This is a genomic window from Frigoribacterium sp. 2355, assembly GCF_054060695.1.
The window spans coordinates 61,641-75,078 of sequence record NZ_JBSSDL010000010.1; the positions used below are offsets into that span (position 1 = coordinate 61,641).

Below are 13,438 nucleotides of genomic sequence, written 5' to 3' on the forward strand. Positions count from 1 at the left end.
GGTGCATGGCGGGCCGGACGGCAGGAGGCGCGGGTTCGGTAGACTCGCGGGGTCAGCCTCTGTAGCTCAATGGAAGAGCAGTTCCGTCCTAAGGAAAGGGTTGGGGGTTCGAGTCCCTCCAGGGGCACCTGACGTCGCTTCGCGACGATGCCCCTGCAGGGACTCGAACCCCTGCGGCTCCGCGCTCCGCGCGCCCGTCCAGGGGAACGCCTCGCTTGCGCTCGTCGAGCCCCTTGCGGGCCTCGAACCCGCGCGGCCCGACGGCGCTGGCGCGCCGTCCCCTCCAGGGGCACCTGACGTCGCTTCGCGACGATGCCCCTACAGGGACTCGAACCCCTGCGGCTCCGCGCTCTGCGCGCCCGTCCAGGGGCACTCCTCGCTTGCGCTCGTCGAGCCCCTTGCGGGCCTCGAACCCGCGCGGCCCGACGGCGCTGGCGCGCCGTCCCCTCCAGGGGCACCTGACGTCGCTTCGCGACGATGCCCCTGGAGGGACTCGAACCCCTGCGGCTCCGCGCTCCGCGCGCCCGTCCAGGGGAACGCCTCGCGAGCGCCGATCGGCTACGCGGGCAGTTCGGGCAGGGCCAGGAGCGCGATGCCGAGTGCGGCCGCCACCGCTCCCAACGCCGTGATCGCCACGCCCGGCAGGGCGCTACCGCCGTCCCGCTGCCGGACGATCAGGACGCCGCCGACGATGCCGACGAGCCCGAGGACGAGGAGGGTGATCGAGAACACCATGAGGGACCTTCCGGTTGGTGGGGACGGTGCTGACGTCGCCGAGCCTGCGTGGGGGAGTCGCCGGCGCACACGCCACCGTGGGTACCTGTCGCGCTCAGACGGCCGGGAACCACGCTACCTGGAGGCCCCGATCGCCGAGGGGCCAGAGTGGGCTCATGCCGACCGCCGCTGAGACCGCCCGCACGACCCGCTACGACCGGCAGATCGGCCGTCGCGACCTCACCGAGTGGCGCTCGAGGCCGGGCCGGCGTCTCGCGTCGCGACACAAGGTCGTCGCGCAGAAGGTCGGCGCCCGCCGCGCCCTGGTCGCGACGCTCGCCGTCGGCGGAGGCATCGCCCTCGCGGCGACCGCCGGGGCGGCCTACATCTACGACGGTGTCACGGGTCGGGACGGCATCGAGAGCCTCGACCGGCCGGCGCTCGAGCGCGCGAAGAAGCTCCGGAGCCCGGCGACGAACGGCGCGGCCGCCGCCCTCGCCCACGTCTTCGGGCCCGTCGTCCTGCCCGCCGTCACCGTCGGAGCCGCGGCGGCCTTCGGCTTCCGGGACCGCCACCCCAGCCCCGTCGCCCTCGTCGTGGCGGCCGGTGCGGGATCGCTCGCCATGACGGTCGTGGGCAAGAGGCTCATCAAGCGCAACCGGCCCGACCGTCACGAGGCCATCCCGCCCTACGAGAAGTCCCCGTCGTTCCCGTCCGGCCACACCCTGAACACCACCACGGTCCTCGGCGTGCTCGCCTACCTCCTGGCTCTCCGGCAGGAGAAGCAGGCACCGCAGGTCGCCCTCGTCGGGGCGGCGGCCGGGACGGCCGGCGTCGTGGGGTTGTCCCGCGTGCTGCTCGGGGCCCACTGGTTCACCGACGTCGCCGTCGGCTGGGTCAGCGGCATCGGCTGGCTCTCGCTGATCGTCACGAGCCACCGGCTCTACCTCAGCACCCAGGACGACGACGACGTCCACGAGCGACGCGGAGCCCGACCGACGCGACCACCGCGGCGGGCGGGCGCCGCGCCTCCTCGTCCGGGGCCTCGTAGTCGGACGGCGGCGACGGGCGTCACGCGCGGTCGTGCAGGGTGACCTGGTAGCCGTCGGGGTCGACGAAGGTGAAGGTACGGCCGAAGGGGCCGTCGACCGGCGGGGTGGCGATCTCGACGTCGGCGGCGACCAGGGCGTCGTGGATCGCCTGCGCGTCGGGGGCGAGCAGCCAGAGGCCGACGCCGCGACCGAGCGGGGCCGCGTCGAGGTCGACGCCGGGCAGCGGGCCCCGCACGGCGAACGCGATCGGGGTCGTGGCGAAGACGACGGCGTGGGGCGGGCCGTCCTGCCGGGTGAGCCCGAGGTGCCGTTCGTAGAACGCGGCCGAGCGCTCGACGTCGCGGACCTGGAGGGAGATGAAGTCGGGGCCGGTGGCGGTCATGGTGCCTGCTCTCGTGTCGTCGCGGTTGATGTCAGTTGACTGACACAGCAGAACCTATGTCAGACTACTGACATGAGTCAAGGCGCGTCGACCATCGACCTCGAGACCTCCGTGGGCTACTTGCTGAAGGAGGCGTCGAGCGCCCTCCGCGCCGCCATGGAGGCCGAGCTGCGCCCGTTGGGCATGACGATCACGCACTACTCGTGCCTCGAACTCCTGGCCCAGCGCCCCGGGCTCTCGAACTCCGAGCTCGCCCGCGGCGCCTTCGTCACGCGACAGTCCATGAACGTGCTGCTGCAGTCGCTCGAGCGCGACGGGCTCGTGCGGCGGGCCGACCGGGCGCCGTCGGGGCGGGCGCTGCCGACCGAGTTGACGGCGGCGGGCCGCCGCCAACTGGCGACGGCGAGTGCCGCCGTGCGGGGCGTCGAGGACGCGATGACGCGGGGGCTCGACCAGGAGGCGCGGCGTCAGGTGGTCACGGCCCTGCGGGGGTTCGCGGCCGCGTTGCGCTGACCGACGCGGTCAGGGTTCGTCTCGTCGCGCCTCCCCGTGTGGTGCCGGGGACGGGTCAGGCGCTCTCGCGCCACATGATCTCGGTCGGCAGCAGGAGCGCGGTGTGCGTCTCGTCGGTGCCGCCGAGCTGGTCGAGGACCTGGCGGGCGGCCCGTCGGCCCAGCTCTTCGGCGGGCTGGCGCACGGTCGAGAGGGGCGGGGTGCAGCGCAGCGCCCACGAGCTGTCGTCGAAGCCGACGATGCCGAGGTCGCCGGGCACCGAGATCCCGCGCCGGTGGAGGACGTCGAGAGCCCCGGCGGCGACGGCGTCCGACGCCGCGAAGACCCCGTCGACCCGGGGGTCCCGCTCGAGCAGCTCGGTCATGCCGTCGACGCCGGCCGAGTAGCTGTAGAACGGGTTGCGCACCACGAGGTCCGGGTCGTACAGGTCGCCGAGCGCGGCGCGGAACCCGGCGAGGCGGTCTTCGCCCGAGTCGCGGTCGAGTCCCGAGGCGAGCATGCCGACCCGGGTGCGCCCCGTCGACACGAGACGGCGCACGATCGCCTCGGCGGCGGCCTGGTTGTCGATGCCGATGAACGGGATGTCGGGAGCGTCGCTCGGGTGGCCGACGAACGAGGCCGCCAGCCCGAGCTCGGCGACGGCCTGCGAGATGGGGTCGCCCGTCCGGGCGGACAGGATGATCGCCCCGTCGACGAAGCCGCCGCGCAGGTACTCGACCACGCGGTCGCTGTCGCGCTGGGAGTCGATCATCAGCGTGACGAGTTGGTGGTCGGCCTGCGACAGCACGGCGTTGGTGCCGATCAGGATGTTGCCGATGTTCGGGTCGTCGAGCACGACCGAATGGGGCTCGTGGACGATCAGCGCGATCGCGCGGGACCGCTGGGTGACGAGGTTGCGCGCGGCCGCGTTGCGGACGTAGCCCACCTTGGCCACGGCGGCCTCGACGGCCTCGCGCGCCTGGTGCGAGACGTACGGTTCGTTGTTCAGCACGCGCGACACGGTGCCCCGGGAGATGCCGGCCTCGGCGGCCACGTCGTGGATCGTGGCACGCCGACGCGGAGATCTCGGACCGGGCATGTCGGTCACCCTAGCGGAGCCCGGGACCCTCGGGATCGTTCCCGCGAGGGCGAAGGGAGGGCGAACGGAGGGCGAAGGACGGGCGGCCGGTCGGGTAACCGTACGATCACGGTCGGCCCCTCCGCTTTGACAAACCGGCGGCCGTGGGCTTAGCTCTGTGAACGTTCCCAGAAAGTGCCACCCGATCCTCCGGGTCATCGTCTGGGAACGATCACAGAAACCCTGTGAACCTTCGCTGTCGAAGGGCCTCCGGCCGTTCGTGAAGGACACCCGCCGAAGAAGCCGAGGCCCCGTGTGACCCAGACTGCTGCCGAGCCCGCCGTCGTCGCCCCGCCGTCCCCGCGTCCGACGAGACCGCGGAAGCCGTTCCGGTACCGCAAGGCGATCGCGATCTTCATCGTCCCCTTCGCGGCGCTCTTCGCGGCGTTCTACCTGACGCCCATCCTCTACGCCGTCTTCCAGTCGCTGCAGAAGGTCGAACGCGAGGGCACGTTCGGCGCCCCGACCCAGGTCTTCGGCGGCCTCTCGCAGTACGCGTTGGTCTTCCAGAACACCGAGTTCTGGTCGTCCATCGGGCGGGTGCTGCTCTTCGGCGTCGTCCAGGTCCCGGTGATGCTGCTGCTCGCCCTGCTCTTCGCGCTGCTGCTCGACTCGCCCCTGCTGCGCGGCAAACGGTTCTTCCGCCTCGCGTTCTTCGCGCCCTACGCCGTGCCCGGCGTCATCGCGGCGATCATGTGGGGCTACCTCTACTCGCCGAGCCTCTCGCCGTTCTCGGCCGTCACGTCGCGGGCCGGCCTCCTCGACGGCGGCACGGTGCTCTGGGCCGTGGCCAACGTCGTCACCTGGGTGTTCGTCGGCTACAACATGCTGATCATCTACTCGTCGCTCCTCGCGATCCCCACCGAGATCTACGAGGCGGCCCGCCTCGACGGGGCCTCGCAGTGGCGCATCGCCGTGGCGATCAAGATCCCGCTGGTCGTCCCGGCGATCGTGCTGACCGCCGTCTTCTCGGTCATCGGCACCCTGCAGCTGCTGACCGAACCGCTGGTCTTCCGCCAGTTCACGTCGACCATCTCGTCGACCTTCACGCCGAACATGCTCGTCTACTCGACGTCCTCGGTGCCCAACTTCAACCTCGCGGCGGCGTTCAGCGTCGTCCTCGCGGTCGCCACGTTCATCCTCTCGATCGGGTTCCTCCGATTGACCCAGCGGAAGGCCGACCAGTGACCGTCGACGCCCCCATCCGTCCCGCCCAGTCGTTCGACGACGCGACGACCCCTGCTCGCCGACGCGGCGGGGGGCCCCGCGAGAGCGTGATGTCGCGAACGGCCGCCATGGTCATCATGGGTGCCTTCACGCTGTACTTCCTCGTGCCGATCTTCTGGCTGCTGGTGTCGTCGACCAAGACGCTCGACAACTTCAACTCGAGTGCCGCCCTGTGGTTCTCGCCGACGTCGGCGCAGGACTTCGTCGGCAACGTCGGCCGGCTGTTCACGTACAACGACGGCATCTTCCCGCGGTGGATGCTCAACAGCATCGTCTACGCGACGGTCGCCGGCGCGCTCGGCACGATCCTGTCGGCGATGTGCGGCTACGCCCTGGCCAAGTACCGCTTCTGGGGTCGTGAGGCGCTGTTCAACATCTTCCTGGGTGGCGTGCTCGTGCCGGCGACGGCCCTGGCGCTGCCGCTGTTCCTGATCTTCAGCAAGGTCGAACTGACCGACACCTTCTGGGCGGTCTTCCTGCCCAGCATCGTGAGCCCGTTCGGCGTGTACCTCAGCCGCATCTACGCCGCGTCGAGCGTCCCCGACGAGATCGTCGAGGCCGCCCGCATCGACGGTTCGAGCGAACTGCGCACGTTCTTCACCGTGGCGATCCGGCTGATGTCGCCCGCCCTCGTGACGGTGTTCCTGTTCCAGTTCGTCGCGATCTGGAACAACTTCTTCCTGCCGCTGGTGATGCTGCGGTCCCAGGAACTCTTCCCGGTGACCCTCGGCCTCTACACCTGGAACTCCAACGTGAGCCAGTACCCCGAACTGCGCACCCTGGTGCTCGTCGGCGCGCTGGTCTCGATCATCCCCCTGCTCGTCGCCTTCCTCAGCCTGCAGCGCTTCTGGCGCAGCGGCCTGGGGTCCGGCGGCCTCAAGTAGCCGATCCCGCGGCCCCGGCCGTCCCGACCAGCCGCTCCCGTCCTGATCCACCGACCCGCACCTCCTCGACCTCCTCTCCGCAAGGCAACGACGTCGTTCCCTCCCGTGGCCGGCCCCTCCGGCTCCGCACCCCGATTGGACACCAGATGAAGACATCCCGAGTACTCACGATCGCGGCGGCCGCCGTGGTCTCGACCATGGCCCTCGCCGGTTGCAGCTCCGGCAGCGGCTCGGACGGCGCCTCCGGCGACTCCGCCTCGTGCGAGGCGTCCTCCGGCAACGTCACCCTGAACTTCACGACCTGGGTGCCGAACATGGACAAGGTCGTCGCCCTCTGGAACGAGGAGAACCCCGACATCCAGGTCAAGGTCTCGATCGTGCCGAACGGCAACAGCGGCACCTACCAGAACTTCTTCAACCAGCTGCAGGCCGGCAACGCTCCCGACATCGGCCAGGTCGAGTACGACACCCTGCCCGCCTTCCGCGTGCAGGACGGACTGGCGAACATCGCCTCGTGCGAGGGCGTCTCCGCCGCGAAGGCCGACTACTCCGACGGCCTCTGGAACCAGGTCACCTTCGGCGAGGACGACTCCGTCTACGCGATCCCGCAGGACTCCGGTCCCATGGCGTTGTACTACCGCAAGGACCTCTTCGAGCAGGCCGGCCTCGACGTCCCCACCACGTGGGAGCAGTACGCCGAGGACGCCGTGAAGATCAAGGAGATGGGCGGCAGCATCACCAACTTCGCCAAGGGCGACGTGAACCAGTTCGCCGGTCTGGTGTCGCAGGCCGGTGGCCAGTGGTTCGACACCGCGGACGGCACCTGGAAGGTCGACATGGGCGACGAGGCCTCGACCAAGGTCGCCGACTACTGGCAGGACCTCATCTCGAAGGACCTCGTCACGACCCTGCCGAGCTTCACCGACGAGTGGAACAACGCGTACAACACCGACCAGGACTGGACCTGGGTCTCGGCCGTCTGGGGTGCCAACACCATCTCGAGCGGCGCCCCCGACACGTCGGGCAAGTGGGCCGTCGCGCCCATGCCGCAGTGGAAGGACGGCGAGTCCGCGTCGGCCGCCTGGGGCGGATCGTCGAACGTCGTCTTCAAGGGCAGCGAGCACCCCGCAGAGGCGTCGAAGTTCCTGGTGTGGCTGAACACCTCGACCGAGTCGCTCGAGGCGCTGAACAAGGAGGCCAACCTCTACCCGGCCTCCACGACCGGTGCCGACCTGCCGGCCCTGACCTCGGGCGTCGAGTTCTACGGCGACCAGGCCATCTACGAGGACTTCGCGAAGGCCGCCGAGAACATCCAGCCCTTCACGTGGGGACCGACGATGACGCAGACCTACAGCGACATCTCGGACGGCTTCGGGGCGGCCGCCTCGGGTGACGGCACCCTCCTCGACGCCTTGACGTCGGGCCAGGAGAAGACCGTGGCCGCGATGAAGGCCCAGTCGATCACCGTCGAGTAGCGATGATCCGAGGAGGCGCGGTGTCGGTGATCCCGGCACCGCGCCTCCTCTGCGTCTCCGGCCGGTATCGCGCCGGCCGGTGTCCGGCCGTGGCGCCTCAGTGCCCCGCGGTGGCCCGGTTCCGCGCCCGCGCGACGAGGTACAGCACGGTGCCCGCCGCGAGCAGGATCGCCCCGAACAGCCAGACCTGCCCGCTCTGCTGCGACATCAGCAGCAGGCAGGACGCGACGCCGGCCACCGGCACGGCCGTCCAGACGCGGAAGTGCGCGTGGTCGACCCGGTCGCGACGCAGCACCAGCACGGCCACGTTCGTGCTGATGAACACGAACAGCAGCAACAGGACGACCGTCTCGGCGAGGACGCTGATGTCGCCGACGGTGGTCAACGCCATGGCGACGGCCGTGGTGACCGCGATCGCGGCCCAGGGCGTCTTCCGTCGGGGCAGGACCGCACCGAGCGAGCGGGGCAACAGCCCCTGCTCGGCCATGCCGAAGGTCACGCGGCTCGCCATGATCATCGTCAGCAGGGCGCCGTTGGCGACGGCCACGAGGGCGATGAGGCTGAACACCCAGGTGGGCACGCCGACGCCGGTCGCGGCGACGACCGCCAGCAGGGGACCGGTCGAGTCCGCGAGCTCGGTCGGCGGCAACGCCACGGCGCTCGCGAGCCCGACGAGCACGTAGACCACGCCCGCCGTCGCCAACGCGCCGAACAGGGCGCGGGGGTAGACCCGGCTCGGTTCGCGCACCTCCTCGGCGATGTTCGCACTCGTCTCGAAGCCGACGAACGAGTAGTACGCGATGATCGCCGCACCGAGCGTGGCCAGGGCGGGGTCCGCGTCGACGGGGAACTCCCCGACGCGCGAGACGTCTCCGCCCCCGCCGCCGAGCATCACGGCAACGACCACGATCACGATGACGAGACCGCTCACCTCGACGACGGTCATGACCACGTTGCCCCGCAAGGACTCGCTGATGCCCCGGGCGTTGAGCAGGGCGACGAGTGCCAGGAAGGCGATGGCGGTCGGCACCGGGGGCAGGTCGACGAAGGTGCCGAGGTAGTCGCCGGCGAAGGCCAGCGAGAGGCCCGCCGCACTCGTCACGCCGGCCGCCAGCATGCTGAAGCCGACCAGGAACGAGACCAGTGGCCGACGGAACGCCCTCTCGGCGAAGATCGCCGCCCCTCCTGCCTTGGGGTACTTGGTGACGAGCTCGGCGTACGAGCCCGCGGTCAGCAGCGCCAGGAGCAGGGCGAGCACGAGCGGGGCCCAGAGCGCCCCACCGACCTCGGCCGACAGGGTTCCCATCAGGGCGTAGATCCCGGCCCCGAGCACGTCGCCGAGGATGAAGAGGTAGAGCAGCGGGCCCGTGATCGCCTGCTTGAGCTTGGACTGCCCGACGGCCGGGCCTCCGGTCGGGGGCTGCGGGACGTCGCGGGTCGCCGGCTCGGCCATGGGTCCTCCTCGTCCGGGCCGGGCGGGGTGCGCAGGCCTCGCCGACGAACGAACCACGACCGAGCCGTCGGGGGCCGAGTGCCGGCCGGGGGTTGACGAACGGTCACCTCGTGGGCCATGAGCTGGCCGACGTGGTCGGCCGGGTCGCCGTGTCGGGGTGACCCGGTCGGTGTCGCGGCGACCTGGTCGCTGCGTCGAGCCGACCCGGTCGGGTGTTGCGGCCCGCTCAGTCGGTGGGGCGGGCGCGGTCCGACGGCCCGGCCGCCTGGGCGAGCCCGGCCCCGTGCGTCGGGGTGCCGTCCAGGGTGCGCCCGAGCGACACCGTGCCCTCGTCGTCCGCGTAGTGGCCGTAGGGCGCGATCGGCCGGTAGCCGGCCGACTCGTAGAGGCGGATCGCGGTGTCGTGGGCCACGTTGGTCTCGATCACCATCTCGGTGACGCCGGCGTGTGCGGCCGACCGTTCGAGCCAGTGCAGCACGAGCCGGGACAGGCCGTGCCCGCGTCGGTCGGGCCGTACGTACATCCGCTTCAGCTCGGCCCGTCCGTCGGGCAGCAGGCGCCAGGCTCCGAGGGCCACGGGCTCGCCGGCCTCGTAGGCCACGGCGAAGGTGCCCCTCGGCAGCTCGAACTCGGAGCGGTCGATCGGGCTGTCGTCGCGCCCGCCGTAGATCTCGACGTACAGCTCTTGCAGTCCCTCGACGAGCTGCTGCACGTCGGGGTGGTCGTAGGGGCGGGGTTCGATGCTCGTCGCGGGCGCCGGAGTGGTCACCGGACCATCTTCGCCGATCAGGCGAGGTGCGGCTCGGCCCGGTGTGGCCCGGTGCGTCAGTCCGCGTCGCGCCCGGTCACCCGGTCGAGACCGGACGAGGAGGCGCGGCGAGCGTCCCCGAGGTCGCACCCGAGGGCCACGAGCACGCGGGCGACCAGCTCGACCGTCCACGCGGGGGTGACGAGTTCGGGGGTCGACCACCAGGTGTGCAGCCCGCCGAGGAGGCTGCCGCCGACCAGGGACAGCGCCAGGTCGACGTCCAGCTCGGCGAAGGAGCCCGCCGCCTGCCCGGCCTGCACGAGAGCCCGCGCCTGCGGCACCAGCGCGGCCTCGGCGTCGAGCAGGCGCAGGCCGTTGCGCGCGACGACCACGGCCACGGCCGGGTCGCTGTCGGCCAGCCCGAGGACCACGTGCATCGCGATCGCCGCGGTCGTCACGGGGGAGTCGTCCGCGCGCCCGAGCGTCGCCATGCGCTCGGTCTGCGCGTCGAGCACGCTCTGCACGGCCTCGTCGAACAACGCGTCCTTGCCGGCGAAGTGGTTGTAGAACGTGCCGAGGCCGACATCGGCCAGCTGTGTGATCTCGGCGACGGGGACGGCGGCGTAGTCGGCCCTCCGCAAGAGGACGACGCCGGCCTCGATCAACTTGCGACGCGTGTCGCGCGTGCGGCGGGACGTCCTCGAGGGGGCGACCCGCGCCTCCTCGTCGTCCGGTTTCACAGCGGCCTCTCACGTGTCGGGCGGGATGTCTGGCTACATTCTGTCACGACTGACGAATCCGTCAGGTATGACGAATGATTCGAGGAGACACCGTGCCCGACGTGACCATCACCGCCGCCCGCCCGGACCAGCTGGACGCGGCCGCCGCCGTGCTCGCCGAGGGGTTCCGCGACGATCCCGTCATGCTCGGGTTCGTCCCGCGCGGGCGGCGGCGGCATGCCCGTCTGGTCGACCTCTTCGCGGCGATGATGCGGTCGATCCCGGCGGGCCGTCGCACGGTCGACGTGGCCGTGGCGGATGCCGGCCGGGACGTCGTGGGGGCGGCCGTCTGGGAGGCGCCGCGCACCCGACCGTCCTCGCCGCTGCGCCTGCCGGTGTCGCTCGCGGAGCTCGGGCAGCTGCCGGGGTACCTGCGGGCCCTCGGGCTCGGCGGGCTCGTGCCGGCGGCCCGCCACCAGGCGACCCTGGCGGCACCCCGCCCGCGGCTGCCGCACTGGTACCTCGGCGAGATCGCGGTCGGCGACGCGGCACGGGGGCTCGGCGTGGGCACCTCGTTGATCGAGCACCGCCTCGCGGCGATCGACGAGACGGGCGCCGCCGCCTACCTCGAGTCGTCGACCGAGCGGAACCGGGCGCTCTACCGGCGCCTGGGCTTCGTCGAGCTGGGGCCGATCCGCGGGCTCCCGGGGGCGACGCCCGCGGCGATGTGGCGCCCGGCGACACGGACGACCTGAGCCGCGTGGGCGGGCCGTCCAGACCGGGCATGTATCTTCATGTCGAGAGACTTCTGCGCGGTAGCGTAGAGGCAGCACCACCGAGCACACGCATGCCCGACAACGAGGGAGCACCTGCCGCATGGCGAAGATCATCTACACGCTGACCGACGAGGCGCCCATGCTGGCGACCTACTCGTTCCTGCCCATCATCCAGGCCTACGCCAAGACCGCGGGGGTCGACGTCGAGACCCGCGACATCTCGCTGGCGGCCCGCATCATCAGCCAGTTCCCCGAGCGCCTCACCGACGAGCAGCGCCAGGGCGACGCCCTCGCCGAGCTGGGGGCCCTGGCGAAGACGCCCGAGGCCAACATCATCAAGCTGCCGAACATCTCGGCTTCGATGCCGCAGCTCAAGGCCGCCGTGGCCGAACTCCGGTCGCAGGGCTACGACCTGCCCGACTACCCCGACTCGCCCTCGACCGACGCCGAGCGCGACCTCAAGGCCCGGTACGATAAGGTCAAGGGCAGCGCGGTCAACCCCGTGCTGCGCGAGGGCAACAGCGACCGTCGTGCTCCGCTCTCGGTCAAGAACTACGCCCGCAAGCACCCGCACCGCATGGGCGCCTGGACGGCCGACTCGAAGACGAACGTCGCGACCATGGGCGTCGACGACTTCCGTTCGAACGAGAAGACGGTCGTCATCCCGGCCGACGACACCCTGCGCATCGAGTTCGTCGGCACCGACGGCGAGACCCGCGTGCTGCGCGAGTCGATCCCCGTGCTGGCCGGCGAGGTCGTCGACGGCACCGTGCTGCACGTCGCCGCGCTGCACGAGTTCCTCGCCGCACAGATCGCCCGGGCCGAGGCCGAGGGCGTCCTGTTCTCGGTCCACCTCAAGGCCACGATGATGAAGATCAGCGACCCGATCCTCTTCGGTCACGTGATCCGCGCCTTCTTCCCCCGCGCCTTCGAGCAGTACGGTGCCGATCTGCAGGCTGCCGGGCTCGACCCCGCCAACGGTCTCAACGGCATCCTGCAGGGCCTCGCGGCACTGCCGAACGGCGACGAGATCAAGGCCGCCTTCGACCAGGGGATCGCCGACGGGCCCGACCTCGCCATGGTCGACTCCGACAAGGGCGTCACCAACCTCCACGTGCCGAGCGACGTCATCGTCGACGCGTCGATGCCCGCGATGATCCGCACGTCGGGCCACATGTGGGGCCCCGACGGCGACGAGCACGACACCCTCGCCGTCATCCCCGACTCGAGCTACGCCGGCATCTACCAGGCCGTGCTCGACGACTGCCGTGCGAACGGCGCCTTCGACCCCGCGACCATGGGCTCGGTGCCGAACGTCGGCCTGATGGCGCAGGCCGCCGAAGAGTACGGCTCGCACGACAAGACCTTCGAGGTGCCCGGCGACGGCACCGTCCGCGTCGTGAACCAGGCGGGCGAGACGCTCATCGAGCACGAGGTCGCCACGGGCGACATCTGGCGCGCCTGCCAGACGAAGGACGTCCCGATCCGCGACTGGGTCAAGCTCGCCGTCACGCGGGCCCGCGCCAGTCAGACCCCGGCGGTCTTCTGGCTCGACGAGACCCGTGCCCACGACGCGACCCTGATCGGGCTCGTCCGCACGTACCTCGCCGAACACGACACCGAGGGCCTGCAGATCGAGATCCTCTCGCCCGTCGACGCGATGGCGTTCTCGCTCGAGCGCATCCGCCGTGGCGACGACACCATCTCGGTCACCGGGAACGTGTTGCGCGACTACCTGACCGACCTGTTCCCGATCATGGAGCTCGGCACCTCGGCCAAGATGCTCTCGGTCGTGCCGTTGATCAACGGCGGCGGCCTGTTCGAGACGGGTGCCGGCGGTTCGGCCCCGAAGCACGTCTCGCAGCTCGTCGAACAGGACTACCTGCGCTGGGACAGCCTGGGCGAGTTCCTCGCCCTCGCGGTCAGCTTCGAGCACCTCGCGACGTCGACCGACAACGCGCGGGCGCAGATCCTCGCCGACACGCTCGACCGCGCCACCGGCACCTTCCTCGACGAGAACAAGTCGCCCGGTCGCAAGCTCGGCTCGATCGACAACCGCGGCAGCCACTTCTACCTGGCCAAGTACTGGGCCGACGAGCTCGCCGCCCAGACCGACGACGCCGAACTGGCCGCTGCCTTCGCCGGGCTGGCCGCCACCCTCGGCGGGGCCGAAGAGGCGATCGTCGCCGAACTGATCGAGCCCCAGGGCACGGCCGTCGACATCGGGGGCTACTACCACCCCGACGCAGCCAAGACCGAAGCCGTGATGCGCCCGTCGCGCACGCTGAACGAGGCGCTCGCGACGCTGTAGGTCGTCGGTCGCCGGGCGCAGGTCGCTCGAGAACAGGAGGCGCGGTGCCGGTCGGCACCGCGCCTCC

The 13,438-nt window shown here is 71.2% G+C and carries 13 protein-coding genes and 1 tRNA gene; 8 read left to right on the forward strand and 6 right to left on the reverse strand.

All coding sequences use genetic code 11. The features are described from left to right. Positions 1–55: 55 nt before the first annotated feature. A tRNA-Arg gene (locus tag ACVJ1F_RS12095) sits at positions 56–127 on the forward strand. A 431-nt stretch (positions 128–558) separates the two neighbouring features. Here ACVJ1F_RS12095 and ACVJ1F_RS12100 read toward each other — a convergent pair. Beyond that, the gene (locus ACVJ1F_RS12100; protein WP_158612924.1) at positions 559–735 is read right to left on the reverse strand and encodes a hypothetical protein; all 177 of its coding nucleotides are present in this window, start codon (positions 733–735) and stop codon (positions 559–561) included. Positions 736–890: 155 nt separating this feature from the next. Between ACVJ1F_RS12100 and ACVJ1F_RS12105 the strand changes: the two genes are divergently transcribed. Further along, the gene (locus ACVJ1F_RS12105) at positions 891–1,808 is read left to right on the forward strand and encodes a phosphatase PAP2 family protein (protein WP_456886468.1); all 918 of its coding nucleotides are present in this window, start codon (positions 891–893) and stop codon (positions 1,806–1,808) included. Here the strand turns inward: ACVJ1F_RS12105 and ACVJ1F_RS12110 are convergent. After that, positions 1,786–2,148 (reverse strand): VOC family protein, encoded by a 363-nt coding sequence (locus tag ACVJ1F_RS12110; RefSeq protein ID WP_056043063.1) that lies wholly within the window; start codon positions 2,146–2,148, stop codon positions 1,786–1,788. The two genes, ACVJ1F_RS12105 and ACVJ1F_RS12110, sit on opposite strands and share 23 nt — an antisense overlap. 72 nt (positions 2,149–2,220) lie before the next feature. Here ACVJ1F_RS12110 and ACVJ1F_RS12115 point away from each other — a divergent pair, with 72 nt between their 5' ends. Beyond that, a complete protein-coding gene (locus ACVJ1F_RS12115) occupies positions 2,221–2,661 on the forward strand; it encodes a MarR family winged helix-turn-helix transcriptional regulator (protein WP_456886470.1) in 441 nt (146 codons plus the stop codon). A gap of 55 nt (positions 2,662–2,716) precedes the next feature. Here ACVJ1F_RS12115 and ACVJ1F_RS12120 read toward each other — a convergent pair whose 3' ends face one another. Next, complete coding sequence (locus tag ACVJ1F_RS12120; RefSeq protein ID WP_043593549.1) at positions 2,717–3,739, reverse strand: LacI family DNA-binding transcriptional regulator; 1,023 nt, start codon at positions 3,737–3,739, stop codon at positions 2,717–2,719. 294 nt (positions 3,740–4,033) lie between these two features. Here ACVJ1F_RS12120 and ACVJ1F_RS12125 point away from each other — a divergent pair, with 294 nt between their 5' ends. From ACVJ1F_RS12125 to ACVJ1F_RS12135, 3 genes are all read left to right on the forward strand, one after another. After that, positions 4,034–4,966 carry a carbohydrate ABC transporter permease gene (locus ACVJ1F_RS12125; protein ID WP_456886473.1) on the forward strand — a complete coding sequence of 311 codons (933 nt, stop codon included), beginning with the start codon at positions 4,034–4,036 and terminating at the stop codon, positions 4,964–4,966. Between the two features lie 89 nt (positions 4,967–5,055). After that, positions 5,056–5,889, forward strand: coding sequence for a carbohydrate ABC transporter permease (locus ACVJ1F_RS12130; RefSeq protein WP_056044474.1), 834 nt, complete (start codon positions 5,056–5,058; stop codon positions 5,887–5,889). Positions 5,890–6,035: 146 nt separating this feature from the next. Continuing rightward, positions 6,036–7,364: an ABC transporter substrate-binding protein gene (locus tag ACVJ1F_RS12135; RefSeq protein ID WP_456886475.1), complete on the forward strand. Its 1,329-nt coding sequence runs from the start codon at positions 6,036–6,038 to the stop codon at positions 7,362–7,364. A 97-nt stretch (positions 7,365–7,461) separates the two neighbouring features. On the opposite strand, the gene ACVJ1F_RS12140 is transcribed toward ACVJ1F_RS12135, so the two are convergent. The 3 genes from ACVJ1F_RS12140 to ACVJ1F_RS12150 all read right to left on the reverse strand — a co-directional run bounded on the left by ACVJ1F_RS12140 (position 7,462) and on the right by ACVJ1F_RS12150 (position 10,305). Next, positions 7,462–8,817 carry an APC family permease gene (locus ACVJ1F_RS12140; RefSeq protein ID WP_456886477.1) on the reverse strand — a complete coding sequence of 452 codons (1,356 nt, stop codon included), beginning with the start codon at positions 8,815–8,817 and terminating at the stop codon, positions 7,462–7,464. A 226-nt stretch (positions 8,818–9,043) separates the two neighbouring features. Continuing rightward, entirely contained in the window at positions 9,044–9,586 is a 543-nt protein-coding gene (locus ACVJ1F_RS12145) for a GNAT family N-acetyltransferase (protein ID WP_456886479.1), read from the reverse strand. A gap of 56 nt (positions 9,587–9,642) precedes the next feature. After that, positions 9,643–10,305, reverse strand: a complete 663-nt coding sequence (locus tag ACVJ1F_RS12150) for a TetR/AcrR family transcriptional regulator (protein ID WP_456886481.1) — start codon at positions 10,303–10,305, stop codon at positions 9,643–9,645. Positions 10,306–10,397: 92 nt separating this feature from the next. Between ACVJ1F_RS12150 and ACVJ1F_RS12155 the strand changes: the two genes are divergently transcribed. Together ACVJ1F_RS12155 and ACVJ1F_RS12160 are read left to right on the forward strand one after the other, a co-directional pair. Further along, on the forward strand, positions 10,398–11,039 hold the full coding sequence (locus ACVJ1F_RS12155; RefSeq protein WP_236557041.1) for a GNAT family N-acetyltransferase: 642 nt from the start codon (positions 10,398–10,400) through the stop codon (positions 11,037–11,039). A 121-nt stretch (positions 11,040–11,160) separates the two neighbouring features. Further along, the gene (locus tag ACVJ1F_RS12160; protein ID WP_456886483.1) at positions 11,161–13,371 is read left to right on the forward strand and encodes an NADP-dependent isocitrate dehydrogenase; all 2,211 of its coding nucleotides are present in this window, start codon (positions 11,161–11,163) and stop codon (positions 13,369–13,371) included. Positions 13,372–13,438: the final 67 nt, after the last annotated feature.

What these genes read in the sequence shown, in the direction of transcription:
- ACVJ1F_RS12110 (WP_056043063.1), bottom strand. Translation starts at nt 2,148, where the DNA reads ATGACCGCCACCGGCCCCGACTTCATCTCCCTCCAGGTCCGCGACGTC.
- ACVJ1F_RS12100 (WP_158612924.1), bottom strand. Translation starts at nt 735, where the DNA reads ATGGTGTTCTCGATCACCCTCCTCGTCCTCGGGCTCGTCGGCATCGTC.
- ACVJ1F_RS12135 (WP_456886475.1), top strand. Translation starts at nt 6,036, where the DNA reads ATGAAGACATCCCGAGTACTCACGATCGCGGCGGCCGCCGTGGTCTCG.
- ACVJ1F_RS12140 (WP_456886477.1), bottom strand. Translation starts at nt 8,817, where the DNA reads ATGGCCGAGCCGGCGACCCGCGACGTCCCGCAGCCCCCGACCGGAGGC.
- ACVJ1F_RS12105 (WP_456886468.1), top strand. Translation starts at nt 891, where the DNA reads ATGCCGACCGCCGCTGAGACCGCCCGCACGACCCGCTACGACCGGCAG.
- ACVJ1F_RS12120 (WP_043593549.1), bottom strand. Translation starts at nt 3,739, where the DNA reads ATGCCCGGTCCGAGATCTCCGCGTCGGCGTGCCACGATCCACGACGTG.
- ACVJ1F_RS12130 (WP_056044474.1), top strand. Translation starts at nt 5,056, where the DNA reads ATGTCGCGAACGGCCGCCATGGTCATCATGGGTGCCTTCACGCTGTAC.
- ACVJ1F_RS12115 (WP_456886470.1), top strand. Translation starts at nt 2,221, where the DNA reads ATGAGTCAAGGCGCGTCGACCATCGACCTCGAGACCTCCGTGGGCTAC.
- ACVJ1F_RS12160 (WP_456886483.1), top strand. Translation starts at nt 11,161, where the DNA reads ATGGCGAAGATCATCTACACGCTGACCGACGAGGCGCCCATGCTGGCG.